22 protein-coding genes and 1 pseudogene are annotated in these 24,873 nt (G+C 73.2%); 18 read left to right on the top strand and 5 right to left on the bottom strand.

What is annotated here, in order from left to right; genetic code table 11:
• Window positions 1–10 precede the first annotated feature (10 nt).
• Window positions 11–3,811, top strand: coding sequence for a methionine synthase (gene metH / locus ACI791_RS06960; protein WP_456585383.1), 3,801 nt, complete (start codon window positions 11–13; stop codon window positions 3,809–3,811).
• A 100-nt stretch (window positions 3,812–3,911) separates the two neighbouring features.
• Here metH and ACI791_RS06955 read toward each other — a convergent pair whose 3' ends face one another.
• Entirely contained in the window at window positions 3,912–5,300 is a 1,389-nt protein-coding gene (locus tag ACI791_RS06955; protein WP_456585382.1) for a copper resistance D family protein, read from the bottom strand.
• Window positions 5,297–5,899, bottom strand: coding sequence for a copper resistance CopC family protein (locus tag ACI791_RS06950; RefSeq protein ID WP_456585381.1), 603 nt, complete (start codon window positions 5,897–5,899; stop codon window positions 5,297–5,299). Before ACI791_RS06950 ends, ACI791_RS06955 begins: the two co-directional genes overlap by 4 nt.
• Before the next feature lie 228 nt (window positions 5,900–6,127).
• On the opposite strand from ACI791_RS06950, the gene ACI791_RS06945 reads away from it, so the two are divergent.
• The 3 genes from ACI791_RS06945 (at window position 6,128) to ACI791_RS06935 (ending at window position 8,482) form a co-directional block, all read left to right on the top strand.
• The gene (locus tag ACI791_RS06945; protein ID WP_456585380.1) at window positions 6,128–6,898 is read left to right on the top strand and encodes a hypothetical protein; all 771 of its coding nucleotides are present in this window, start codon (window positions 6,128–6,130) and stop codon (window positions 6,896–6,898) included.
• 79 nt (window positions 6,899–6,977) lie between these two features.
• Window positions 6,978–7,667: a class F sortase gene (locus ACI791_RS06940; protein WP_456585379.1), complete on the top strand. Its 690-nt coding sequence runs from the start codon at window positions 6,978–6,980 to the stop codon at window positions 7,665–7,667.
• A 62-nt stretch (window positions 7,668–7,729) separates the two neighbouring features.
• Window positions 7,730–8,482, top strand: a complete 753-nt coding sequence (locus ACI791_RS06935; RefSeq protein WP_456585378.1) for an HAD family hydrolase — start codon at window positions 7,730–7,732, stop codon at window positions 8,480–8,482.
• 91 nt (window positions 8,483–8,573) lie between these two features.
• Here the strand turns inward: ACI791_RS06935 and ACI791_RS06930 are convergent, their stop codons facing one another.
• Window positions 8,574–9,524: a RecB family exonuclease gene (locus tag ACI791_RS06930; RefSeq protein ID WP_456585377.1), complete on the bottom strand. Its 951-nt coding sequence runs from the start codon at window positions 9,522–9,524 to the stop codon at window positions 8,574–8,576.
• 95 nt (window positions 9,525–9,619) lie between these two features.
• Between ACI791_RS06930 and ACI791_RS06925 the strand changes: the two genes are divergently transcribed.
• Window positions 9,620–10,567: a tRNA (adenine-N1)-methyltransferase gene (locus ACI791_RS06925; RefSeq protein ID WP_456585376.1), complete on the top strand. Its 948-nt coding sequence runs from the start codon at window positions 9,620–9,622 to the stop codon at window positions 10,565–10,567.
• 176 nt (window positions 10,568–10,743) lie between these two features.
• Window positions 10,744–12,519, top strand: coding sequence for a proteasome ATPase (gene arc / locus ACI791_RS06920; RefSeq protein ID WP_456585375.1), 1,776 nt, complete (start codon window positions 10,744–10,746; stop codon window positions 12,517–12,519).
• A gap of 92 nt (window positions 12,520–12,611) precedes the next feature.
• Here the strand turns inward: arc and ACI791_RS06915 are convergent, their stop codons facing one another.
• Complete coding sequence (locus tag ACI791_RS06915; protein ID WP_456585374.1) at window positions 12,612–13,235, bottom strand: transglycosylase family protein; 624 nt, start codon at window positions 13,233–13,235, stop codon at window positions 12,612–12,614.
• Between the two features lie 287 nt (window positions 13,236–13,522).
• Here ACI791_RS06915 and dop point away from each other — a divergent pair, with 287 nt between their 5' ends.
• The 7 genes and pseudogenes from dop (at window position 13,523) to pafA (ending at window position 19,972) form a co-directional block, all read left to right on the top strand.
• Entirely contained in the window at window positions 13,523–15,028 is a 1,506-nt protein-coding gene (dop, locus tag ACI791_RS06910) for a depupylase/deamidase Dop (RefSeq protein ID WP_456585373.1), read from the top strand.
• A gap of 467 nt (window positions 15,029–15,495) precedes the next feature.
• The gene (locus tag ACI791_RS06905) at window positions 15,496–15,705 is read left to right on the top strand and encodes a ubiquitin-like protein Pup (protein ID WP_456585372.1); all 210 of its coding nucleotides are present in this window, start codon (window positions 15,496–15,498) and stop codon (window positions 15,703–15,705) included.
• A gap of 201 nt (window positions 15,706–15,906) precedes the next feature.
• Window positions 15,907–16,194, top strand: a pseudogene (locus ACI791_RS06900) (endonuclease domain-containing protein); the annotation flags it as partial.
• 245 nt (window positions 16,195–16,439) lie between these two features.
• Window positions 16,440–17,297 (top strand): proteasome subunit beta, encoded by an 858-nt coding sequence (gene prcB / locus ACI791_RS06895; RefSeq protein ID WP_456585371.1) that lies wholly within the window; start codon window positions 16,440–16,442, stop codon window positions 17,295–17,297.
• Window positions 17,298–17,300: 3 nt separating this feature from the next.
• Complete coding sequence (gene prcA, locus ACI791_RS06890) at window positions 17,301–18,182, top strand: proteasome subunit alpha (protein ID WP_456585370.1); 882 nt, start codon at window positions 17,301–17,303, stop codon at window positions 18,180–18,182.
• Window positions 18,183–18,209: 27 nt separating this feature from the next.
• Window positions 18,210–18,557 (top strand): hypothetical protein, encoded by a 348-nt coding sequence (locus ACI791_RS06885; protein ID WP_456585369.1) that lies wholly within the window; start codon window positions 18,210–18,212, stop codon window positions 18,555–18,557.
• Between the two features lie 56 nt (window positions 18,558–18,613).
• Window positions 18,614–19,972, top strand: a complete 1,359-nt coding sequence (pafA, locus tag ACI791_RS06880; protein ID WP_456585368.1) for a Pup--protein ligase — start codon at window positions 18,614–18,616, stop codon at window positions 19,970–19,972.
• Between the two features lie 102 nt (window positions 19,973–20,074).
• On the opposite strand, the gene ACI791_RS06875 is transcribed toward pafA, so the two are convergent.
• Complete coding sequence (locus ACI791_RS06875; protein WP_456585367.1) at window positions 20,075–21,244, bottom strand: DUF3866 family protein; 1,170 nt, start codon at window positions 21,242–21,244, stop codon at window positions 20,075–20,077.
• A gap of 79 nt (window positions 21,245–21,323) precedes the next feature.
• Between ACI791_RS06875 and ACI791_RS06870 the strand changes: the two genes are divergently transcribed.
• From ACI791_RS06870 to tatC, 5 genes are all read left to right on the top strand, one after another.
• Window positions 21,324–22,301, top strand: a complete 978-nt coding sequence (locus tag ACI791_RS06870) for a helix-turn-helix transcriptional regulator (RefSeq protein ID WP_456585366.1) — start codon at window positions 21,324–21,326, stop codon at window positions 22,299–22,301.
• Window positions 22,298–23,272, top strand: coding sequence for a helix-turn-helix transcriptional regulator (locus tag ACI791_RS06865; RefSeq protein ID WP_456585365.1), 975 nt, complete (start codon window positions 22,298–22,300; stop codon window positions 23,270–23,272). The genes ACI791_RS06870 and ACI791_RS06865 overlap by 4 nt, the downstream gene beginning before the upstream one ends.
• A 10-nt stretch (window positions 23,273–23,282) precedes the next feature.
• Window positions 23,283–23,489, top strand: coding sequence for a hypothetical protein (locus ACI791_RS06860; protein WP_456585364.1), 207 nt, complete (start codon window positions 23,283–23,285; stop codon window positions 23,487–23,489).
• Between the two features lie 113 nt (window positions 23,490–23,602).
• Window positions 23,603–23,929 carry a Sec-independent protein translocase subunit TatA gene (gene tatA / locus ACI791_RS06855; protein ID WP_456585363.1) on the top strand — a complete coding sequence of 109 codons (327 nt, stop codon included), beginning with the start codon at window positions 23,603–23,605 and terminating at the stop codon, window positions 23,927–23,929.
• A 25-nt stretch (window positions 23,930–23,954) separates the two neighbouring features.
• Complete coding sequence (tatC, locus tag ACI791_RS06850; protein ID WP_347056832.1) at window positions 23,955–24,869, top strand: twin-arginine translocase subunit TatC; 915 nt, start codon at window positions 23,955–23,957, stop codon at window positions 24,867–24,869.
• The last annotated feature ends 4 nt before the right edge of the window (window positions 24,870–24,873 follow it).

The following is a 24,873-nucleotide window of genomic DNA, read 5'->3' as shown; positions in this document are numbered from 1 at the left end:
GAGGAAGCCCGTGCCCGTACCCCCCTCCGTCCGTCCCGACGCCACCGCGCATCTCACCGCTCTGCTCGAGCAGCGCATCCTGGTGCTCGACGGCGCGATGGGGACGGCGATCCAGCGGGACCGCCCGGACGAGGCCGGCTACCGCGGGGAGCGGTTCGCCGACTGGCCGAGCGACGTGCAGGGCAACAACGACCTGCTCAGCCTCACCCGGCCCGAGCTGATCGCCGGCATCCACCGCGAGTACCTCGAGGCCGGCGCCGACCTGATCGAGACGAACACCTTCAACGCCACGACCATCTCGCTGGCCGACTACGGCATGCAGGAGCTGGCCTACGAGCTCAACGTCGCCTCGGCCCGGCTGGCCCGCCGCGAGTGCGACGTGATGACCGAGCGCACGCCGGACAAGCCCCGGTTCGTCGTCGGGGCGATCGGCCCGACCAGCCGGACGGCCTCGATCTCGCCCGACGTCAACGACCCCGGCGCCCGCAACGTCACCTTCGACCAGCTCGTCGAGGCCTACCTGGAGCAGGCGAACGGCCTGGTCGACGGCGGGGCGGACGCGCTGCTGATCGAGACGATCTTCGACACGCTCAACGCCAAGGCGGCGATCTTCGCCCTGGAGACCCTGTTCGAGGACCGCGGCCGCCGCTGGCCGGTGCTCATCTCCGGCACGATCACCGACGCCTCCGGCCGCACCCTCTCCGGTCAGGTGACCGAAGCGTTCTGGTACTCGGTCCGGCACGTGAAGCCGCTGCTGGTGGGGCTGAACTGCGCCCTCGGCGCGAAGGAGATGCGGCCCTACATCGCCGAGATCTCCCGGGTCGCCGACACCTTCGTCTCCTGCTACCCGAACGCCGGCCTGCCCAACGCCTTCGGCGAGTACGACGAGTCGCCTGAGGAGACCGCGTCGATCGTCGCCGAGTTCGCCGCCAGCGGATTCGTCAACCTGGTCGGCGGCTGCTGCGGCACCACCCCGGCGCACATCGCCGCCATCGCCCGGGCCGTCGAGGGCGGCACCCCTCGGACGCCGGCCGAGCACCGGGCCGCGCTCCGGCTGTCGGGCCTGGAGCCGCTCGTCGTCACCGAGGAGAGTCTCTTCGTCAACGTGGGCGAGCGCACCAACATCACCGGCTCCGCCCGCTTCCGGAACCTGATCAAGGCCGGGGACTACCCGGCCGCCCTCGCCGTCGCCCGCCAGCAGGTGGAGGCCGGCGCGCAGGTCATCGACGTCAACATGGACGAGGGGATGATCGACGGCGTCGAGGCGATGGACCGCTTCACCAAGCTGATCGCCGCCGAGCCCGACATCAGCCGCGTTCCCACGATGATCGACTCATCGAAGTGGGAGGTCATCGAGGCGGGGCTCAAGTGCGTCCAGGGCAAGGCGATCGTCAACTCGATCTCGCTCAAGAACGGCCAGGAGGAGTTCGTCCGCGAGGCGCAGCTGTGCCGCAAGTACGGCGCGGCCGTCGTCGTCATGGCCTTCGACGAGGACGGGCAGGCCGACGACCTCGAGCGCCGCAAGCAGATCTGCCGCCGGGCGTACGACATCCTCACCGGGACGGTCGGCTTCCCGGCCGAGGACATCATCTTCGACCCGAACGTCTTCGCCGTCGCCACGGGCATCGAGGAGCACGCGAACTACGGCCTGGACTTCATCGAGGCCACCCGCTGGATCAAGTCCCACCTCCCGGGCGCGCTGGTGTCCGGCGGTGTCTCCAACGTCTCCTTCTCCTTCCGCGGCAACAACCGCGTCCGCGAGGCCATCCACGCGGTGTTCCTGTTCCACGCGATCGCCGCCGGCATGGACATGGGCATCGTCAACGCCGGCGCCCTCGAGGTGTACGACGAGGTGCCGGCCGAGCTGCGCGAGCGCATCGAGGACGTCGTCCTCAACCGGCGCCCCGACGCCACCGAGCGGCTGCTGGAGATCGCCGGCGACTACGCCGGCGACGGCGCGGCCCGGGAGGTCGCCACCGAGGAGTGGCGCACCCTGCCGGTGGGGGAGCGGATCACCCACGCGCTGGTGAAGGGCATCGACGCGCACGTCGAGGACGACACCGAGGAGCTGCGGGCCGAGATCGCCGCCCGCGGCGGCCGGCCCATCGAGGTCATCGAGGGCCCGCTGATGGCCGGCATGAACGTCGTCGGCGACCTGTTCGGTCAGGGGAAGATGTTCCTGCCGCAGGTGGTCAAGTCCGCCCGGGTGATGAAGAAGGCCGTCGCCTACCTCATTCCGTTCATCGAGGCGGAGAAGCAGCCCGGTGACGCCGAGCGGAGCAACGGCAAGGTCGTCATGGCCACCGTGAAGGGCGACGTCCACGACATCGGCAAGAACATCGTCGGCGTCGTGCTGCAGTGCAACAACTACGACGTCGTCGACCTCGGCGTCATGGTTCCCGCGCAGCGCATCCTCGACGCCGCCAAGGCCGAAGGCGCCGACATCATCGGCGTCTCCGGCCTCATCACGCCCTCGTTGGACGAGATGGTCAGCCTGGCCTCGGAGATGGAGCGGCAGGGCTTCGAGATCCCGCTGCTCATCGGCGGCGCCACCACGTCCCGGGCGCACACGGCGGTGAAGGTGGCGCAGCAGTACTCCGGCCCGGTCATCTGGGTGAAGGACGCCTCCCGGTCGGTCCCGGTCGTCGCCGCGCTGCTGTCCGACGAGCAGCGGCCGGCGCTGCTGGCCGAGACCGACGCCGACTACGCCGCGCTGCGGGAGCGGCACGCCGCCCGCCAGGACAGCCGCGCGCTGCTGCCGATCGCCGCCGCGCGCGCCGCCGCGACGCCCATCGAGTGGAGCGGCTACACCCCGCCGCGCCCGCGGATGCTGCTGCAGCAGGCGAAGGACGTGTGCAGCGGCCCGGGCTGCGACCACCTGCACGACCGGGCCACCCAGTTCGTCAAGACGTTCCCCGACTACCCGCTCGAGGAGCTGCGCGGCTACATCGACTGGCAGCCGTTCTTCAACGCCTGGGAGATGCGCGGCCGGTTCCCCGACATCCTGCACAACCCGGCGACCGGCGAGGCCGCGCGGCGGCTGTACGAGGACGCCCAGGTGATGCTCGACCGGATCGTCGCGGAGCGGTGGCTGCGCGCCAGCGGCGTGTTCGGGCTGTTCCCGGCCAACCAGGTCGACGGCGACGACATCGAGGTGTACGCCGACGAGTCGCGCACCGCCGTCCGGACGACGCTGCACCAGCTGCGCCAGCAGACCGAGGGCCGCGACGGCTCGCCCCGCAAATCGCTGGCCGACTTCGTCGCCCCGAAGGAGACCGGGCTGCGCGACTACGTCGGGGCGTTCGCCGTGACGGCGGGCCTGGGGTCGACCGAGCGGGTGGCGGCGTTCAAGAAGGACAACGACGACTACAGCGCGATTCTGCTGGAGGCGCTGGCCGACCGGCTTGCCGAGGCGTTCGCCGAACGGCTGCACGAGCGGGTGCGCACCGAGTTCTGGGGCTACGCGGCCGGCGAGCGCCTGGACAACGAGGCGCTGATCGCCGAGAGGTACGCCGGGATCCGCCCGGCGCCCGGCTACCCGGCGTACCCGGAGCACACCGAGAAGCTCACCATCTGGGACCTGCTCGACGTCGAGGCGACCACCGGCATCGAGCTGACCGAGAGCATGGCGATGTGGCCGGGCGCGGCGGTCAGCGGGCTGTACTTCTCCCACCCGGAGTCGCGCTACTTCGTCCTGGGCCGGGTCGGCCGCGACCAGGTCGAGGACTACGCGCGGCGCAAGGGCTGGACGGTCGACGAGGCGGAGAAGTGGCTCTCCCCGAACCTGGGTTACCGCACCGAGGACGAATGAAGGACCCCGTCGTCCCCACCCTCCGCGGGCTCAGGGCGGCACCGGGACGGGGCCGACGGCGGGGCCCTGCACCGCGACCGTGCCAGCGCGCGCACCGCGGTCACTCGACGACGAGCACGTCGGTGAATGACGCCGAATGGCCGCTGGTGAAGCGGTACTCACCCGGCTGCTGAGGAGCCAGGAAGGTCGTCAGTGTCCCGCCGGGGACGGCGACGTCGAACGACCCGTCGGCCGCGGTGAGCGTCACCTCCGCCTCGGTGGCGTTGTGCACGGTCACCCGGGAGCCGGCGGCGACCGGGCCGGCGACGTGGAAGCGCGTGCCGTCGACCAGCACGCCGACCGACAGCTCCCCGTGGTCGTGCCCGGCCATCGGGTCCGCGGCAGGACCGGCCGCCGGAGCGGTGGTCCCGGGGACCGCGTGCGCGGCGTCCATCGGCGGCGGGGACGCCGCGAGCGCGACGGCGAGCGCCACGGTCGCGAGCATGAGCAGGACCTCCCCCGCGGCGAACCGGCGGAAGTCGCGGCCGTCGCCCGCGCGCAGCCGGGGGAGGGTCAGCCGGCGGTGGTGCAGGCCGAGCACACCCAGGACGGTCAGCCCGGCGGTCTTCGCCAGCAGCAACGCGCCGTAGCCGGTACCCAGCGCGGCGAGCGCCGCGTCGGGGCCGCCGAGCACCAGCGAGGCAGCGAGGACGCCGGAGACCGCCGTCGCGAGGAAGCAGGCCAGCGCCAGGCGGCTGAACCGGGTCGCGGCCTCGGCCGACGCCGCCCCGCGGCGCGCGATGGCGAGGAGGGCGAGCAGGCCACCGACCCACACGGTCGCGGCGACGACGTGGACGCCGAGCGTCGTGACCGCGAGCACGTGGTCCTGCGCCCCGGCGGAGTGGCCGCTGAGCACGACCGGGACCAGGTGCGCCGACAGCGCCAGGACCAGCAGGAGCCCGGCGGCGAGCGCCCCGGTGCTGCGGCGGGCGGCGACGGCGACGAGGCCGCCGAGAACCACCACCAGCACGGCGGCGCGACCGGCCCCGGTGTCCTCGACGAAGATCCGCAGCGCCTCCCAGGTCAGCGACGTGGGTGCGACGCCGACCAGCCGGCTGACCGTGAGCAGCGCAGCCAGTGCGGTCGCGACCGTCCAGGCCAGCGCCCAGCCCGACGCCGCCCGGCACGCCCGCCGCGACTCCGCGGGCGATCCGGCCCGGCCGGGCAGCAGGACGGCGGCGGCGAGCAGCGTGCCCACCGTGCCGACGGCCGCGATCCGGCCGGCCAGCGTGACCAGCGGCAGCCCCCACTCGACGGCCCGGCCGGCGCCCGGCAGCCCGGACGCGGCGGAGCCGGGGGTCCCGCCCCCGACGACCAGCGCGGCGACGAGGACGGCGACCAGGCCCACGCCCGTGAGAGCGAGAGCACGCCACGGCACCCGGCCGCCCCGCGGCGGCCGGTCCTCGACGGTGGCCGGACGGGCGCGGGCCAGCGGAACGGCGCGGCTCACGCGCGCCTGCGCAGCCGGCCCACGAGGAGGGCGCCCAGCCCGATGAGGACGACGGCGGCGACGACCGGCCACACCGTCGCCAGGTCCGTGCCGGCGGGGCCGCCCGAGCCGGCGACTGCGGTGTCCGTGCCGGTGCTCGCGTCCCCGTCGGCCGCCGCCGACGGAGGCGCCACGGATGCCGGACCAGCCGGAGCCCTGCCCGCGGCCACGGTGAAGTCGAAGCTGCCCACCAGCGGGTGCCCGTCGGACGACGCGCTGCGCCACTCCACCCGGTAGCTCCCGGCGGGCAGGTCGGCCGCGAGCGCCTGGACAACCGTCGTGCCCTGGATCTCGGCGGGGCTCTCGGACACGGTGGCGCCGTCGGGGCCGGTGACCGCCACCTGCGTGCCGAGGGGGAGGGTCTCGCCGGTGAAGCCGAGCTCGACGACGGCGGGGCCCGTGGCCACGGTGGCGCCGGCCGCGGGGCTCGTGCTGACCAGGCCGTCGTGCGCGAGTGCGGGCGCACCGAGCGACAGCACGCCGGCCACCAGGGCGAGCAGCAGCGTGGCTGCCCGCTGCCGGTGGACCCGGCCGCAGGGCGGGCGTCGCGAAGCAGTCATGCCCGTCCTTCGCGCACCGCCGGGTTTCCGGTTGTCCCGGGCGGCGACAGCGTCGGCGACCACGCGGCCCGCGGTCGACCACCAACCGGGCGGTCGGCATTCCCCCAGACCGGGGTGAACCGATCCGACCGCGGCCGCCGAAAGCAGGACGAACAGCGCGGCGGCAGGAACCTCCTGCCCGGCAACGCGCGCTGCTCCGGCCACCATTCCGACCACGAGGAGCACACCTTGCGCAAGGCACTCGCACTCCCGACCGTCGCGCTCGCCGCCGCGGCCTTCCCGCTGCTGTCCACGTCCGCCGCCTCGGCGCACGAGGGCCCGCAGAGCTACCAAGCCGACCTCGGCGCACTCAACCAGTCCGGGGTCCAGGGCACGGGCATGGTGACGCTGGACGGCAACGCCGCCACCGTCATGATCGAGGCCTCGGGTCTCCTGGCCGGCTCCCCGCACGCCCAGCACTTCCACATCGGCGCGCAGGGCCAGTGCCCGACCGACGCCGACGACGAGAACGGCGACGGCTTCGTCAGCGTCACCGAGGGCGCCCCGTACTACGGCGCCATCGGGTCGTCCCTGACCACGACCGGCGGCACCGGCCCCGACAGCGGCCTGGCCATCGACCGGTTCCCGACCGCCGACGACGGCACGCTCGGCTATGAGCGCACCTTCGAGGTGACCGACGACGTGCACACGGCCCTCGAGAACGGCACCGCCGTTCTCGTGCTGCACGGGGTCGACGAGGACGGCAGCGGCGCCTACGACGGCGACGTGATGAGCGACCTCGACCCGTCGCTGCCCATGGAGGCCACTGCCCCGGCCGCCTGCGGTGTGCTCGAGGTCGCGCAGATGGGTGCCGCACCCGCCGGTGGAGCCGAGACCGGCGCCGGCAGCACGGCCGGTGCGGAGAACCGAGCCGCCATCGGTGTCGGGGCCCTGGCCGCCGTCGGTGCGGCTGCCGCCGGCGCCGTCGCCTACCGCCGTCGCCAGGCCGACCAGGCCTGATCCGGCCGCCGGGTCGCGCGGGAGGCAGCACGCCTCCCGCGCGACCCGGATACCGTCCACCCCCATCGGAAGGACCACCGTGACCGAGCAGACCGGCCGCCGGCCGAGCCCCCGCACCTGGCTGGCGCTGGCCGCGGGCCTCCTCGTCGTGGCCGTGGTCGCCGTCGCGGTGGCCGTGACCGGTCAGCGGCAGGCGCCGCAGCCCGCCGTGGCGCCCCCCGACCGGATCCAGCCCTCGCCCACGGCCGAGCCCGCACCGGCAGAGGCGGGGGAGCAGCCCGCTCCCGCGCCGCAGGCCGGGACCGTGGCCGCCCCCGTCTCGGTCACCATCCCTGCCATCGATGTCACCAGCGGCCTGCTGCGTCTGGGCCTCGACGACGACGGCGCCGTCGAGGTGCCGCCGCTAGGCCCGGACGACCAGGCCGGCTGGTACCAGCGCGGTCCGGCCCCCGGCGCGCTCGGACCGGCGGTGATCCTGGGCCACGTGGACTCCGCCGAGCACGGCCCAGGTGTCTTCTTCGGCCTCGGGGCGCTGCAGCCCGGCGACGAGGTGGAGGTGGCGCGCGCGGACGGCACGGTCGCGGTGTTCGCCGTCGACCGGGTGGAGCGGCACCCGAAGAACGACTTCCCGACCCTCGAGGTCTACGGCAACACCGACGACGCGCAGCTGCGCCTGATCACCTGCGGCGGCGACTTCGACTCCTCGGCCCGCAGCTACGAGGACAACGTGATCGCCTTCGCCACGATGGTGGGGACCCGCCCGGCCTGAGTTCCGCGCCACGTCGCCCGGCGCGGGGGAGCGACGGTGGCGTCGTCCCTAGACTCGGGAGCGTGTCGGTGGCTCCGGTGGGTGGACGGGGCGCCACGGCCCCCTCGGTCGGCGACGGCGTCCGGGCGGTGCTGTTCGACATGGACGGCACGCTCGTGGAGACCGAGGAGTACTGGGGCGAGGCGATGTTCGAGCTCGCCGCCTCGCTCGGCGGGCAGATGTCGCCGGAGGCACGTGCTGCGACGGTGGGCACCAGCATGCGGCGCGCCATGCAGGTGCTCCACGCCGATCTCGGGGTGCACCGGACCGAGGCGCAGCTGCTCGCCGATGCCGGCTGGATCGAGGACCGGGTGGCGGTGCTGATGTCCGGGGGCGGCATCCCGTGGCGCCCCGGGGCTCGCGAGCTGCTGGCCGCCGTCCGCGAGGCCGGCCCGGCCACCGCCCTCGTGACGACGACCCCCCGCCGGCTCGCCGCGCTCGTCCTGGCCAGGATCACCGCCGACCTGGGCGCGGATCCGTTCGATGTGACCGTCTGCGGCGACGAGGTGCCGGCCCGCAAGCCCGATCCGGCGCCCTACCTGCAGGCCGCGGCGGCACTGGGCGTCGATCCCGTCGGCTGCGTGGTGATCGAGGACTCCCTGGTCGGCGTGACCGCGGGGCTGGCCGCCGGGATGGCGGTGCTCGGCGTGCCCGCGCTGCAGCCGGTGCCGCCGACCCCCGGGCTCACCCTGCGGGGCACGCTGGTGGGCGTCGGGCCGGCCGAGCTCGACGAGGTGCTCGCGGCCGGACCGGCCAGGGCGGTCCCCGGCCGCTGAGCGCCCCGCCTGACCGGGCGACCCGACGCCCCCGCCGCCCGACCCTCGTGCGCTCACCGACGTGCGCATCACCGTCAGCGGCTGCCGTGGGTCAGACGGGGGCGACCGGCAGGGTGGTGCGCCAGCCCGCGGCCGCGGCCGCCTCGGCGGGGAACGGCGGGGGAGTGCCGCCGAACGCCGGGCACAGCGCCTGGTGGTCGCACCAGCCGCACAGGCGGGACTTGTTCGGCCGGAACTCACCGGTGGCGACGGCCCGCTCGATGGCCGACCAGATGGCCAGCAGCGTCCGCTCGAAGCGGACCAGCTCGGCCTCCTCCGGGGCGTAGGTCAGCGCGTCGCCGTCACCCAGGTAGAGCAGCTTGAGCTGGGCGGCGACCACGCCGCGGGTGCGCCAGAGGACCAGCGCGTAGAACTTCATCTGGAAGAGCGCCTTGGACTCGAAGGCCTCGCGGGGCATCGAGCCGGTCTTGTAGTCGACCACCCGCAGTGCACCGTTCGGGGCGACGTCGAGCCGGTCGACGTAACCGCGCAGCAGCAGCCCGTCGGGGAGCGTCACCTCCACCAGCTGCTCGCGCCCGTCGGGCTGGATCCGGCGAGGGTCCTCCAGCGTGAAGTAGCGCTCGACGAGCTTTCCGGCCGACGCCAGCCACACCGCGACGGACTCGGGGGCGTTCGCGTCGGTCTCGCCGCCATCGGCCTGCGCGGTCTCGAACAGCTCGGCGATGCCGGGCTCCTCCCGCAGCTCCGCCCAGGCCGGCTCCAGCAGCTCCAGCGCCTCCTCGGGGGTGCGCCGGGCCGGCGGCAGGTCGTAGAGCCGCTCGAGCACCGAGTGGACGAGGGTGCCACGGACCGCGGCGAGGCTCTTGCGCTCGGGCAGCCGGTCGATGGTGCGGAAGCGGTACAGCAGCGGGCAGGTCTTGAAGTCGGCCGCGCGGCTGGGCGACAACGAGGGGCGGCGGGGGGCCGGGGCGTCCTGGGCGGGCGGGACGGCCGCCGGAGCGGAGCCGTCGGCCTGCGGTTCGGTGTGCACCATCGCCGTCATGCCCCCGAGGCTAGGTCGCCCCTCCGACAGTTCCGAGTGCCCGCGCCGCATCGGCGTCCCGGGTCACATCCACGCCGTCCGTACGCTGGTCGCCCGTGACCAGTGAGCAGGAGCCGGGGACCGACGTCGTCGACGAGGCGCAGCCCGCGCCGGGGGAGACGCCCGCGCAGGCGCCGACGGACGCGCCGGCCGAGGTGTCGGCCCAGCGGGCCGAGCCGGTCGACGGCGCCTTCGTGGCCGGCGACCGGGTGCAGCTGACCGACCCCAAGGGCCGCCTGCACACCGTCGTCCTCACGCCGGGCAAGCAGTTCCACACCCACCGCGGGGCGATCGAGCACGACGATCTCATCGGCGCCCCTGAGGGGTCGGTCGTCCACTCGACGGCCAACACCGGCTACCTGGCGCTTCGACCGCTGCTGTCGGACTACGTGCTCTCCATGCCCCGCGGCGCGCAGGTCATCTACCCGAAGGACGCCGCGCAGATCGTCGGTTTCGGCGACGTGGGCCCGGGCATGCGGGTGCTGGAGGCCGGGGCCGGCTCGGGCGCGCTGAGCTGCTCGCTGCTGCGCGCGGTCGGCGCCGAGGGCTCCCTGACCAGCTACGAGCGGCGCGAGGACTTCCTCGACGTCGCCCGCGGCAACGTCGGGGCGTTCTTCGGCGAGGTGCCGGCCAACTGGACCCTCCGGCTGGGCGACCTCGCCGACCACCCCGCCGACGAGGTCGTCGACCGCGTCGTCCTCGACATGCTCGAGCCCTGGGCGGTGCTGCCCACCGTCGCCGCCGCGCTGCGGCCGGGCGGGGTGCTGGTCGGCTACGTCGCGACGGTCACCCAGCTGTCCACCTACGTGGAGGCGCTGCGCGCGCAGGGCGCCTGGACCGAGCCCTACGCCTGGGAGACGCTGATGCGGCCGTGGCACGCGGTGGGCCTGGCGGTGCGGCCGGAGCACCGGATGGTGGCGCACACCGCCTTCCTGGTGACCGCCCGCCGTCTCGCCGAGGGCACCGTCGCCCCGATCCGGCAGCGCCGCGCGCAGAAGCACTGAAAGCGGACCCCGGCCCCCTTCCCGCTGGCCAGCTCGCGGCGAGCCCCGGGACGGAGCCGTGGGCGCCGTTCGCGACCTCCTAGCACCGCGTCGCGACCTCAGCGAGCCCACGGCGAAGTGTCGCCGCGCGTGTATAGATTTGCGTCCTGGCTCCCCCGACAGTGCGGAGGTGCGTGATGGGCCTGGGTCCTGACGAACTGCGCGCGCGGCGCGAACGCGACGTGACGGCGCTGCTCAGCCAGATCTCCTACCTCGAGGAGGAGATCGGCCTGCTCCGCCGCAAGGTGGCCGACAGCCCGCGCCAGGTGCGTGCGCTGGAGGAGCGGATCGCGGAGGCGGAAGGCCGGGCGGCCTTCCTCTCCGAGCGCAACGACAAGCTGGCCGGCACGCTGCGGGACGCCCGCGAGCAGCTGGTCTCGCTCAAGGAGGAGGTGGACCGGCTCGGGCAGCCGCCGTCGGGCTACGGCGTCTTCCTCACCGGGTACGACGACGGCACCGTCGACGTCTTCACCGGTGGCCGGAAGCTGCGGGTGTCGGTGTCGCCGAACGTCCCGGTGGACGAGCTGCGGGCCGGCCAGGAGGTCATGCTCAACGAGGCGATGAACGTCGTCGAGGCGCGGGAGTTCGAGCGCCAGGGCGATGTCGTCATGCTGAAGGAGCTGCTGGAGCCGGTCGACGGCGTCACCCAGCGTGCGCTGGTCATCGGACACACCGACGAGGAGCGCGTGGTCTACCTCGCCGACTCGCTGACCGGTCAGCCGCTGCGCGTGGGCGACTCGCTGCTGCTGGAGACGCGCTCGGGCTACGTCTACGAGCGCATCCCCAAGAGCGAGGTCGAAGAGCTGGTCCTCGAAGAGGTCCCCGACATCGACTACGCCGACATCGGCGGGCTCTCCCGGCAGATCGAGCAGATCCGCGACGCCGTCGAGCTGCCGTTCCTGCACGCCGACCTGTTCCGCGAGTACCAGCTGCGGCCGCCGAAGGGCATCCTGCTGTACGGTCCGCCCGGCTGCGGCAAGACGCTGATCGCCAAGGCGGTGGCGAACTCGCTGGCGAAGAAGGTCGCCGCCGTCCGCGGCGAGGGCGTCAACCAGGCGAAGTCGTACTTCCTGAACATCAAGGGCCCGGAGCTGCTCAACAAGTACGTCGGGGAGACCGAGCGGCACATCCGGCTGGTGTTCCAGCGGGCCCGCGAGAAGGCCAGCGAGGGCACGCCGGTCATCGTGTTCTTCGACGAGATGGATTCGATCTTCCGCACCCGCGGTTCGGGGGTCTCCTCCGACGTCGAGTCGACGATCGTCCCTCAGCTGCTCAGCGAGATCGACGGCGTCGAAGGGCTGGAGAACGTCATCGTCATCGGCGCCTCCAACCGCGAGGACATGATCGACCCGGCGATCCTCCGGCCCGGCCGGCTGGACGTGAAGATCAAGATCGAGCGCCCCGACGCCGAGGCAGCCCGCGACATCTTCAGCAAGTACCTGGTGCCGGAGCTGCCGCTGCACCCCGACGACCTCGCCGAGCACGGTGGCAACCGCGACTCGACGATCGCCGGGATGATCCAGCGCACCGTCGAGCGGATGTACACCGAGAGCGAGGAGAACCGCTTCCTCGAGGTCACCTACGCCAACGGCGACAAGGAGGTCCTGTACTTCAAGGACTTCAACTCCGGGGCCATGCTGCAGAACATCGTCGACCGCGCGAAAAAGATGGCGATCAAGGAGCGGTTGGAGACCGGCACCGGAGGGCTCCGGGTCGGGCACCTGATGCAGGCCTGCCTCGACGAGTTCAAGGAGAACGAGGACCTGCCGAACACGACCAACCCCGACGACTGGGCGCGGATCTCGGGCAAGAAGGGCGAGCGGATCGTCTACATCCGCACGCTCATCAGCGGCAAGGGCAACGAGACCGGCCGGGCCATCGACACGGCCACGAACACCGGCCAGTACCTGTAGCCAGGGCCAGTCCGCCCGGGGCAGGTCTGGAAGGACAGCGAACGGCCCGGTCCACCCACGGGGTGGGCCGGGCCGATCCCTGTGCCGGTCGGTCAGGCCACGTCGAGCACCTGACCGGGGAAGATCAGCGCGGGGTCCGCACCGATGACGTCCCGGTTGTTCTCGTACAGCGACCGCCACTGCAGCCCGTTGTCCGCGGCGATCGCCGACAGCGTGTCGCCGGCGCGCACCGTGTACGGCGCGGCGGGGTCGGCCGGAGCGGGCGCTGGGGCCTCCGCCGCAGGCCCCGGCGCCGGCGCCGGGGCGGGTGCGGGAGCCGCGGCGCTGCCCGCCTTGTCCGCCTCGCCCAGACCCAGCTTCGCCGAGCAGGCCGGCCAGGCGCCCCAGCCCTGGACCGCCAGGGTCTTCTCGGCGATCGCGATCTGCTGCTCACGGGTGGCCAGGTCGGCACGCTCGGCGTACTCGGTGCCGCCGAAGCCCGCCCAGGTGGACGGCGAGAACTGCAGGCCGCCGTAGTAGCCGTTCCCGGTGTTGATCGCCCAGTCGCCGCTGCTCTCGCACTGCGCGAGGCGGTCCCAGGTGGCGCCGTCGGCAGCCGCGGCGGTGCCGGTTCCCAGGAACGGGGCCAGGAGCACGGCGCCGGTGGCGGCGATGCCGGCGGTACGACGCCGGAGGGAGCGGGTGGACAGGCGTGAGTTCGTGCTCGGGTTCGTCATGATCCTCTCGAACGGCGGGCGCCGACGTGCCCGCCGTCGCGACGGCAGCACGCTCCGCCCACGGAGCCGGAGAGGTGGAGGACCGTGCCGCTGGGCGGAGAGGACGCGCGGCACGTCCGGTGACTGCACGGGGAGCGGCTCGACGGCCGTGGCATCCCGCACGCGGTCCCGGCCGCTCTGCTGCGGCCGGGGCGTCACCCAGGTTACGGATTCGTCTCGATGCCTGCCACCGCACCGGTCCGGTGGCGACCCGGAGCCTCCGGACCGACGCGGCCTAGGGTTGGGCCATGAGCGTGCGGCGGGTCATGGGCACCGAGGTGGAGTACGGGATCTCCGTGCCGGGGCAGCCGGGGGCGAACCCGACCACGCTGAGCAGCCAGGTCGTCAACGCGTGGGCCGTCGCCGAGGCGCCGACCCCGCGCCGGCCACGCTGGGACTTCGAGGAGGAGTCGCCGCTGCGCGACGCCCGCGGCTTCGACCTCACGCCGGCGCAGGCCCTCGATCACAACGACCTGGACGAGGACTCCGGGATGGCCAACGTCATCCTGACCAACGGCGCCCGGCTCTACGTCGACCACGCCCACCCCGAGTACTCGACCCCGGAGGTCACGACCCCGCGCGACATCGTGCTGTGGGACAAGGCGGGGGAGCGGGTGATGGCCGAGGCGGCCCGTCGCGCGGCGCGTATCCCCGGCACGCAGCCCATCCAGCTCTACAAGAACAACACCGACGGCAAGGGCGCCTCCTACGGCTCCCACGAGAACTACCTGATGGACCGGCGCACCCCGTTCATCGACATCATCCGCGGGCTGGTGCCGTTCTTCGTGACCCGCCAGGTGTTCGCCGGCTCGGGCCGGGTCGGCATCGGCACCGAGAGCCGCAAGGAGGGCTTCCAGCTGTCGCAGCGGGCCGACTTCTTCGAGGTCGAGGTGGGCCTGGAGACGACGCTCAAGCGGCCGATCATCAACACGCGCGACGAGCCGCACGCCAATCCCGACGAGTACCGCCGGCTGCACGTGATCATCGGTGACGCCAACCTCGCCGAGCTCGCGACGTACCTCAAGGTCGGGACGACGTCGCTGGTGCTGGCGATGATCGAGGCGCGGGCGCTCCCGCACGACCTGGCCCTGGAGGAGCCGGTGCAGGAGCTGCAGGCGATCAGCCACGACCCGACGCTCAGCCACCGGGTGCTCCTGCGCGACGGCCGTCGCATGACCGCCGTCGAGGTCCAGCGCCGCTACCTCGAGCATGCCGTGCGGTTCATCGAGAGCGGGGGAGAGGCCGACGAGCAGACCGCCGACGTGCTGCGCCGTTGGGCCGAGGTGCTCGACGACCTGGAGGCCGACCCCATGCGCCTGGCCGACCGGCTGGACTGGCCGGCCAAGCTGCGGCTGCTGGAGGGCTACCGCGCCCGCGACGGCCTGGGCTGGGGTGACTCCCGGCTGCGCCTGGTCGACCTGCAGTACTCCGACGTGCGGACCGACAAGGGGCTGTACCACCGGCTGGTGGCCCGGGGTGCCATGCAGCGGCTGCTGACCGACGAGGAGGTCGCCTGTGCGATGGTGCACCCGCCCGGCGACACGCGGGCGTTCTTCCGCGGCGAGTGCCTGCGCCGCTTCCCCGCCCAGGTCGCCGCGGCGTCCTGGGACTCGGTGGTGTTCGACCTGGGGCGGGACAACCTGGTCCGGATCCCGACCATGGAGCCGCTGCGGGGCACCCGCGAGCACGTGGGCGCCCTGTTCGAGGCCTCGGCGACGGCGCAGGAGCTGGTGGACACCATCACCGGCAGCTGAGCCGCCGGGGACCGGGTGGTCAGTTGCCGCCGTCGCCCGAGGTGCCGTCGGGTCCTCTGGAGAGGTTCCACCGCTCCGCGGCGTCGGCCGCCCAGCCGGTCCGCGTGTCCAGGCCCAGGCCGTACTGACCGGAGCGAGCCGAGTCGACCCGGGTTCATGCCGCGACAGCCGCACGAGGTCGTCGCGCAGGTCCTCCGGGACCGAGGACAGGGACCCTTCGGGCGCCCGCCACGGCCTCTGAACGGTCGTCGGACCGAGGAGGTAACGGTCCGCACCCTCGGTGTTTCCGCCCGGAGTTTCGGCCGACAGCCCGGAGCCCTGACAATCCCATGACGGTGCCGCGACATGCCTCCTGTCGGCCGGTCGCCTGTGCCGGGCAGGGCGGAGTCGCTCTCGGGGCGTCCGGATGTCGGTGTGTGCGGGTAGCTTTCTGCGCAGCAGCAGTTCTCAGGAGCGGAGGGCGAGCGATGGCCACCAGGGACACCGGCGGGCAGCAGAAGGCGACGCGGTCGCGCGAGGAGACAGACGAGGTCGAGGCCTCGGTCGACACCGAGGTCGCCGAGCGGCACAAGGAGATGACCGAGGACGTCGACTCGCTCCTGGACGAGATCGACGACGTCCTCGAGGAGAACGCCGAGGAGTTCGTTCGGGCCTACGTACAGAAGGGCGGACAGTGATCAGCTGATTACTGCCTGCTATGAGCAAGCAGTGTCCGGCATGCGGCCACGTGCAGGCTGCTGAGTTCGGCCGCAACCGTTCGCTCGAGGGCGGGCTGTTGTTCTACTGCCTCGCGTGCACTCGCCAGCGGAACAGCGGTTGGTATCGCCAGCGGCGGGAGGAGATGGGCAAGCAAGTCCGCGCCTACTCGTGGATCCCCGATGCTTCCGCTGGTACCCCTCCTGTCGTCGACCGGTGTCCCACGACGACTACACGCGCAACCGCCGCACCCGGGATTCGGCAGCCGGTGCAAGAGCTGCGCGAACGCCGCCAGCAGCGAGGGCTACTTCGAGCGTCGTTACGGCATGACCAAGTCCCAGGTTGATGCGCTGCGGATGGCGCAGGGAGACGTCTGCGCCATCTGTCGGAGCCCGTCTCCGGAGCACCTGGATCACGACCACGACACCGGGGTCACCCGCCGACCCTTGTGTCAGAGATGCAACAACGGCCTCGGTCTGTTTTACCGACGACCCCGACCTGCTGCACGTGGCCGCCTTCTACGTGCAGCACCACCGCGAGCAGCACGCGCTGGCGCTGCTCCGGGCCGCGGGCAGCGCGGACCCGGACGGGCCAGCCGACGTCACCGGCCGCCGGTAGGGTCGCAGCGAGGTCCGGGAACACGCACGAGCACCACGCGCGGCGTCCCGGTGGAGCAGCGGTCACGCCGGCAGACGCAGGCGGGAGAGGTGGATGGGTGAGCGAGTCGTCGGCTGGCCGGAGCGGGTTCCCGCCCGCCTACCTGGACCGGGTGGGCTCCTCGTTCACCGACTTCCTGTCGACGGCCGCGCCGGAGCTGCTACCCGGCCGCCGGCCGGTTCCACAGCTGCCCGTGGGTGACATCGCGCCGCACGGCACCACGATCGTCGCGGCGACCTACGACGGCGGCGTCCTCATGGGCGGCGACCGCCGGGCCACGATGGGCAACCTGATCTCCAGCCGCGACATCGAGAAGGTCTACCCGGCCGACTCCTACAGCGTCATCGGCATCGCCGGCGCCGCGGGCATCGCGATCGAGATGGTGAAGCTCTACCAGGTCGAGCTCGAGCACTACGAGAAGATCGAGGGGCTCACGATGAGCCTCGACGGCAAGGCCAACCGCCTGGCCCAGATGATCCGCGGCAACCTCGGCGCGGCACTGCAGGGCCTCGCCGTCGTTCCGCTCTTCGCCGGCTTCGACCTCGACGCCGCGCCGGGCTCCTCCCCGGGGCGCATCTTCAGCTACGACGTCACCGGCGGGAACTACGAGGAGCGCGGGTACGCCGCCGTCGGCTCCGGCTCGCTGTTCGCCAAGAACTCGCTGAAGAAGACCTGGCGGTACGGCCTGCCGGCCGACGAGGCCACCCGCACCGTCGTCGAGGCCCTCTACGACGCCGCCGACGATGACTCCGCCACCGGCGGCCCCGACCCGGTCCGCCGGCTCTACCCGATCGTCTACCGGGTGGACGCCGAGGGCGCCGTCCGGCTGACCGACGCCGAGGTGGCCGCGGTCGCCGACCGCATCGTCACCGAGCGCGCGGCCGCGGACCGCCAGAACACCGAGCGGGAGGCCTGAGCCATGACCATGCCGTACTACGCCTCCGCCGAGCAGGTCATGCGCGACCGCTCGGAGTACGCCCGCAAGGGCATCTCCCGCGGCCGCAGCGTCGCCGTCCTCACCTACGCCGACGGCGTCCTGCTGATCGCCGAGAACCCCAGTTCCACGCTGCACAAGCTCGGCGAAATCTACGACCGGATCGGCTTCGCCGCCGTCGGCCGCTACAGCGAGTTCGAGAGCCTCCGGGTGGCCGGGGTGCGCCTGGCCGACGTCCGCGGCTACTCCTACAACCGCCGCGACGTCACCGGCCGCGTCATCGCCAACGCCTACGCCCAGACGCTCGGCGCCATCTTCACCGAGCAGATGAAGCCCTACGAGGTCGAGCTCTGCGTCGCCGAGGTCGGGGAGACCCCCGACCTCGACCAGCTGTACCGGCTCACCTTCGACGGCTCCGTCGTCGACGAGCCGGACTTCGTCGTCATGGGCGGTCAGGCCGACTCGGTGACCTCGCACCTGCGCGAGAACTTCCACCCGGGCATGGGCCTGGCCGACGCGCTCAAGGTGGGGGTCGACGCACTCTCCGCCGTCAGCCCCGCCACGGCCGGCGCCGGCAACGGCGGCCCCGCTCGTCTGGGCGCCCAGCAGCTCGAGGTCGCCGTCCTCGACCGGCGGCGGCCCAAGCGGGCGTTCCGACGCGTCGTCGGCGCCGCCCTGCACGGCCTCCTGGGCGACGGGCAGGCCGGGGAGCAGGAGCCGCAGACGCAGCACTCCGCCCACGTGCCCACCCACCCCGCACCCGGCACGCCCGCCGGCCTCGGTGACCCGGCGGCGCCGGACACCGCGGGCGGCGTTCCCGACACCGGCGAGAGCCACCCGCGGACCGACGGGGAACCGGAGGACTGAGCCCGTCGGCTGGGTAGGGGAGACGGCATGCCGAACTACGAGGTGAACCAGGACGCCGTCGCCCGGGCGCGGAAGCTGATCGACGCGGGAACCTACGACGACGAGACCGAGTGGTCCGACGCCGCGCCGTCCGCCGACGACGGCAACACCGAGATCGATGAGCACGGCTGGGACGGCTACGCCGCCTGGCACCTCGCCGTCGACCCGGACGCGAACGTGGAGACCAAGAAGCGCTACCACTTCCCCTACGGGGACTTCGCGAAGGTCAACCGGGCGGCGCTGATCCACGGCAAGCAGCGCGCGGCGCAGAACGGGCACGACGAGATCGAGCAGGCGTTCGACGACCTGCTGCAGCGGCTCGACGCGAAGCGGTAGCGAACCCGCGGGTCCGGCGATGGGCCTGTGTCGCTTTCGGCGCCTAGTCTCGAAGCGTGGACCGACGGATCTTCGGGATCGAGACCGAGTACGGCGTCACGTGCACCTTCAGGGGCCAGCGCCGGCTCTCGCCGGACGAGGTGGCGCGGTACCTGTTCCGGCGGGTGGTGTCGTGGGGGCGCAGCTCCAACGTGTTCCTGCGCAACGGCTCCCGGCTCTACCTCGACGTCGGCAGCCACCCCGAGTACGCCACGGCCGAGTGCGACGACCTTTCCGAGCTGGTCGTCCACGACAAGGCCGGTGAGCGGATCCTCGAGGGGCTGCTGGTCGACGCCGAGCAACGCCTGGCCGAGGAGGGCGTCACCGGCGACATCTACCTGTTCAAGAACAACACCGACTCGGCCGGCAACAGCTACGGCTGCCACGAGAACTACCTCGTCGGCCGGCACGGCGAGTTCGGCCGGCTGGCCGACGTCCTGATCCCTTTCCTGGTCAGCCGGCAGGTCGTCGTCGGCGCCGGCAAGGTGCTGCAGACGCCGCGCGGCGCGCTGTACTGCGTCAGCCAGCGGGCCGAGCACATCTGGGAGGGCGTCTCCAGCGCCACCACCCGGTCCCGCCCGATCATCAACACCCGCGACGAGCCGCACGCCGACGCCGAGCGCTACCGCCGGCTGCACGTCATCGTCGGCGACTCGAACATGAGCGAGACGACGACGCTGCTCAAGGTCACCATGACCGACCTCGTGCTGCGCATGATCGAGGCCGGGGTGCCCATCCGGGACATGACGCTGGAGAACCCGATCCGGGCGATCCGGGAGATCAGCCACGACATGACCGGCCGCCGCAAGGTGCGGCTGGCCGGCGGCCGCGAGATGTCGGCGCTGGAGATCCAGTCCGAGTACCACAGCCGGGCCACCGAGTTCGTCGACCGCGAGGGCTGCAGCCCCGTGCACCGGCAGATGCTGGAGCTGTGGGGGCGGGTGCTCAAGGCCGTCGACAGCGAGGACCTCAGCCTCATCGACCGCGAGATCGACTGGGCCATCAAGTACAGCCTGATCGAGCGGTACCGGACCAAGCGCGACCTGCCGCTGTCCTCCCCGCGGGTCGCGCAGATGGACCTCGCCTACCACGACATCAGCCGCACCCGCGGCCTCTACTACCTGCTCGAGCGCAACGGTCAGGTCGACCGCGTCGTCCACGAGCCCCGGGTGTTCGAGGCGAAGAACGTGCCGCCGCAGACGACCCGCGCCAAGTTGCGCGGCGAGTTCATCCGCAAGGCCCAGGAGAAGCGCCGGGACTTCACCGTCGACTGGGTGCACCTCAAGCTCAACGACCAGGCCCAGCGCACCGTGCTGTGCAAGGACCCGTTCAAGTCCGTCGACGAGCGCGTCGAGAAGCTCATCGCCTCCATGTGACCTGCGGTTCTCCGGACCGCACGCGGCCAGGTGCCGCGCCCGACGGCGTCGAGCCGCTGCGTCGTGCCTGCGCGGGCCCCTCCGGGCCGGCTCGGCACGACCTCAGGTGGTGGCGTCCGCACCCGCTCGGTCGGTGCTCCCGGTGGCCTCCTCCTGGGCGACGGCGGCCTCCGGCAGGGGTACCTGCAGGGCGGCGTAGCGGCCGGCCGCGGCGGCGGCGAGGAAGTAGGCGCGCTCCTCGGGGTAGCCCCGGCCCATCGTGCGCAGCGGCACGGGAGAGAGCCCCAGAGCGGTGTCGAGCCCATCGGTGTCCACCCACACCACCACGTTGCGCTCGGGCTGCCCGGCGAGGTCCTCGTCCACCTGGCCGCCCAGCTCCGACGTCAGCCCCCGCGGCGCGACCACGGTCACTCCGCCGAGGGCCACCCGCCCGAACGCGGTCAGCGAGTGGTGGGAGACCCCGCGGTGGCGGGGACGCGGGTCCGCGTCGGAGATCCGCAGCGCGCCTACGGGCAGGCCGCCCAGCACGCTCACCGCGTTGCACGCCTCGCCGGCGGCGACGCCGGAGAAGCCCCACGGCGTTCCGGTGCCCAGGTTGCCCGGCCCCTGGCTGACGACCGCCAGGTCCGCGCCGAGCACGTGCTTGGCCGCCAGCAGCCCGGTGTGCAGGGTGACCGCCTCCAGGTCACCCCCGAAGGACTGACCCACGGTGACCACCCCCGCCAACGAGGTCTTCAGCGCGTCGAGCGTCCGGGAGAAGGCGGCGGGGAGCGCGCCGCCGTCGGTCATCACGTAGGCGACCTTCAGGTCCGGGTCGGTCGCGAGCATCCCGATGAGGACGGCCGGCAGCGCCGAGTGCAGGTCCGCGACCACCACCGGCATCCCGGCGAGGTCGTCGGCCGCCGCGATCGCGGCGTGGTGCTCGGTGTCCTGCTCATCGACGCCCTGCACCGTCACCTGCAGCGGTGTGTACCGGGCCTTGACCAGGTGGCCGGGGCCCTCCGGGTCCGGCGGCAGCCGGTCGGGGAGGGCGACGACGAGCGCGTAGCCCCCGGTCCCGAGGCCCTGGGCGAGCGCCGTGGTGTTGAGGAGCACGTCGTCGCCGACCTCGGGTGAGCCGACCAGCGACGCGTACGCGAGGGCGGGGAGCTCCCCGTCGCCGGGAACGTCGACGGTCAGCGCGAAGGTGTCCCGCCCGCTCCGTGCGCTGGCCGTCACCCGACCGCGGCGCCAACGGATGCGCGAGGGCGGGGGAGAGGCGGAGAAGGGCATGGACGAAGGCTAGCCAGCGGACCCCGGGGAGGGCGCACCGGCGAGGTGGACCGGGCACCGGCTGACTAGCCTGGTCGTCATGGCGGCCAAGCGGGCGGAGCGACTGGTCAACCTGGTCATCGCGCTGCTCAGCACCCGGCAGTACGTGACCGCCGCACGGATCCGCGCCACGGTGCCCGGCTACGAGGCCGACGACGGCAGCGACCGGGCCGACGAGGCGTTCAAGCGGATGTTCGAGCGGGACAAGGCCGAGCTGCGCGAGATGGGCGTGCCGCTGGAGACCGGCCGCACCAGCGTCTTCGACACCGAGGACGGCTACCGCATCGCCCGCGCCGACTACGAGCTGCCCGAGATCCACCTGACCGGCGAGGAGGCGGCCGCGGTGGGCCTGGCCCTGCGGCTCTGGGAGTCGGCGCAGCTGGCCGGCGCCGCACAGAGCGCGCTGGTCAAGCTCAGGGCCGCCGGGGTCGACGTCGACACCTCCGGCTCGATCCCCATCCAGCCACGCATCGACCGGGGGGAGACGGCGTTCGAGCCCTGCTACGCCGCGGCGCGTGACCGCCGGCGGCTGCAGTTCGACTACCGGCGTCCCGACGAGGACACCGCCGTCCGCCGGGACGTCCAGCCGTGGGGCGTCGTCGCCTGGCACGGGCGCTGGTACCTCGTCGGCCACGACCTGGACCGGCAGGCCCCGCGGGTGTTCCGCCTGTCCCGGGTGGTCGGCGCACCCAAGGCGGTCGGCCCGGACGGGGCGTTCGAGCCCCCGGCCGACCTCGACCTCACCGCGGTCGTGGCCGGCCAGGTCGGGGGGGAGGAGCACCTGGTCGTCGTCCGCGCCCGGCCCGGCACCGCCGTGGGGCTGCGCCGGCACGCCACGTCGCTCGGCCCCGCCGACGACGGCGACGACCGGCTGCAGCTGCGCACCACCGAGCCGTGGGCGCTGGCCGACCAGCTGGCCGCCTACGGCGCCGACGTCGTGGTGGAGGCGCCCACCCAGGTCCGCGAGGCGGTCATCGCCCGGCTGACCCGCCTGGCCGCGATGGGGGAGGGGGCGTGAGGACGACCGACCGGATGACCCGGCTGCTGGCCCTCGTGCCGTACCTCAGCGCCCGCCCCGACGGGGTGGCGGTCGCCGAGGCCGCCCGCGACTTCGGCGTGACCGAGCGGCAGGTGCGCAGCGACCTCGAGCTGCTCTGGATGTGCGGCCTGCCCGGCTACGGTCCCGGTGACCTGATCGACGTCGCCTTCGAGGGCGACCGGGTCAGGGTCACCTTCAGCGCCGGCATGGTCCGGCCGCTGCGCCTGACCACCGACGAGGCGGTCGCGCTCGTGGTGGCGCTGCGCACGCTGCTCGAGCTGCCGGGGCTCGCCGAGCGGGACGCGGTCAGCCACGCGCTGGCCAAGGTGTCGGCCGCAGCCGGTGACGCGGCCGACCGGGTCAGCCCGGTGGCGGTCAGCGTGGACGCGCGGGAGGAGAACCTGGCCGTCCTCCGCGACGCCCTGGAGCGCCGCCGCGCCCTCCACCTGCACTACTACGTGCCGACCCGTGACGAGCGCACCGAGCGCACCGTGGACCCGATGCGGCTGCTCCTGGTCGACGGCCGGTCGTACCTGGAGGCCTGGTGCCGGCGGGCCGAGGGGGTCCGGCTGTTCCGGCTCGACCGGCTCGACGACGTCGTCGTCCTCGACGAGGCGGCCGCGCCCCCGCCGCAGGCCACGGAACGCAATCTGGACGACGGCATCTACCAGCCGGCCCCCGACGCCCCGGCGGTCCGGCTGCGGCTGGACCGCAGCGCGCGGTGGGTCGCCGAGTACTACCCGACCGAGGACGTCACCCCGGTCGAGGACCCCCCCGGTGGGCTGGCCGTCACCGTCCGCACCGGCGACCTCGCCTGGGCGCGGCGGCTGGTGGCCACCCTCGGCGGCAGGGCGGTCGTCGACGAGCCGTCCGAGATCGGCGTCCAGGTGGCCGCCGAGGCGCGGGCCGCCCTCGCCCGGTACGGCGTTCGGCCGGGCCGCGACGGCTAGGGTCGCCCCCGTGGTGTTCTGGATCGTCCTGGCCGTCGTGGTGGTGCTGGCGCTCGTCGTCCTCGGTGTGGTCGCGCACGGCACGCTGGGCGCCTTCGCCCGGCTGGGCCGGGAGCTCGAGGCGGCCGAGCGCGACGTCGCCCCGGTGCGCGCACAGGCGCAGCAGTCCGCGGAACGGGCCGCGCAGCTGCGCGACCAGCGCGCGACCGCCGGTTGAACGGCGGGCGAACACGCCGCCGCCTGCCCCGCGGCGTCGGCGCAGGCCCTTGGGACGCCCCATTTCCCGGCGTAGCATCTCCGCAGCCACCCGAACGTTCTGGAGGACGCGCCATGGGACTCGGCCCGCTCGAGATCGGCCTGATCATCCTGGCCATCCTGCTGCTCTTCGGCTACAAGAAGCTGCCCGACGCCTCGCGCTCGCTCGGCCGTTCGCTGCGCATCTTCAAGGGCGAGATGAAGGGCATGAAGGACGACGACGTCCGCTCGAAGGACGCCGCCACGACCACCACGCCGGTCCGCGGCGAGATCGTTCCCCCGGCGGCCCCGTCCGGCGACCCGAACGCGCAGCTGCAGGAGGAGGCCCGGCTCGCCGAGCTCCGCGCCGCCGAGCTGCGGGTTCGGGCGGACCAGGCGCGCTCGTCCGACAGCTCGCGCTGACCCTCCTGCACCCGGGAGCACGGCGGTGAGCGAGTCGACCCGCGGCACGCGCCGTCGGCGTCGGCCACCCCGCGACGCGCAGGCGACGATGAGCCTGATCGCGCACCTCACCGAGCTGCGCAACCGCATCTCCAAGGCGGGGCTGGCCATCCTCGTGGCCACCGCCATCTCGTTCTGGTGGTACGGGCACGGCCTCGGGGAGTTCATCCGTGCCCCGTACTGCGGGCTGCCCGAGGAGCTCCGCTACGGCGGGGACGACGCCGGCGGGTGCGGTCTGCTCATCACCAACGTCTTCGGTGGCGTCTTCATCCGCCTCAAGGTCGCCTTCCTGGCCGGGGTGGTGCTCTCCGCCCCCTTCTGGCTGTACCAGCTGTGGGCGTTCATCACCCCCGGCCTCAAGCGCAACGAGAAGCGCTACGGCATCGCGTTCGTCGCCGTCTCCTCGACGCTGTTCGCCCTCGGCGCCGTCCTGGCCTACGTGTCGCTCTCGGCCGGGCTGGAGCTGCTGCTGAGCCTCGCCGGCGACGGCGTCGTCGTCGCGCTGACCGCCCAGGACTACATCGGGTTCGTGCTGTCGCTGCTGGTCGCGTTCGGCGCCAGCTTCGAGGTGCCGCTCATCGCGGTCGCGCTGAACCTGGCCGGTGTGCTGAGCCACGAGGTGCTGGCCAGGAGCCGCCGGTGGATCTTCTTCCTCACCATCGTGTTCGCCGCGTTCGTCACGCCGACGCAGGACCCGTTCACCATGCTGCTCATGGCCGGGCCGATGATCGTGCTGTTCGAGCTCGCCATCCAACTCGCCCGCGTCGTCGACCGGCGCCGGGCCCGGCGCGCCGCCGCCGAGCACTTCCACGACCTCGGCGACGACGAGGCCTCTCCCCTCGACGCCCGGCCCTCGTCCCTCGACGAGCCCGTCGACTCCTCGCCGTCCCCCCAGCGCTGACCGG

The organism is Blastococcus sp. SYSU DS0973, assembly GCF_054051055.1.
Note: the sequence above shows the minus strand (reverse complement) of the source record. Positions and strands in the feature narration are given on the sequence as shown.

Bases quoted from the DNA above. Each gene is read 5' to 3' on its own strand.
- ACI791_RS06885 (WP_456585369.1), top strand. From the start codon at position 18,210: ATGCCGAACTACGAGGTGAACCAGGACGCCGTCGCCCGGGCGCGGAAG.
- ACI791_RS06950 (WP_456585381.1), bottom strand. From the start codon at position 5,899: ATGACTGCTTCGCGACGCCCGCCCTGCGGCCGGGTCCACCGGCAGCGG.
- ACI791_RS06870 (WP_456585366.1), top strand. From the start codon at position 21,324: ATGGCGGCCAAGCGGGCGGAGCGACTGGTCAACCTGGTCATCGCGCTG.
- ACI791_RS06930 (WP_456585377.1), bottom strand. From the start codon at position 9,524: ATGACGGCGATGGTGCACACCGAACCGCAGGCCGACGGCTCCGCTCCG.
- arc (WP_456585375.1), top strand. From the start codon at position 10,744: ATGGGCCTGGGTCCTGACGAACTGCGCGCGCGGCGCGAACGCGACGTG.
- tatA (WP_456585363.1), top strand. From the start codon at position 23,603: ATGGGACTCGGCCCGCTCGAGATCGGCCTGATCATCCTGGCCATCCTG.
- prcA (WP_456585370.1), top strand. From the start codon at position 17,301: ATGACCATGCCGTACTACGCCTCCGCCGAGCAGGTCATGCGCGACCGC.
- ACI791_RS06905 (WP_456585372.1), top strand. From the start codon at position 15,496: ATGGCCACCAGGGACACCGGCGGGCAGCAGAAGGCGACGCGGTCGCGC.
- ACI791_RS06875 (WP_456585367.1), bottom strand. From the start codon at position 21,244: ATGCCCTTCTCCGCCTCTCCCCCGCCCTCGCGCATCCGTTGGCGCCGC.
- ACI791_RS06915 (WP_456585374.1), bottom strand. From the start codon at position 13,235: ATGACGAACCCGAGCACGAACTCACGCCTGTCCACCCGCTCCCTCCGG.
- dop (WP_456585373.1), top strand. From the start codon at position 13,523: ATGAGCGTGCGGCGGGTCATGGGCACCGAGGTGGAGTACGGGATCTCC.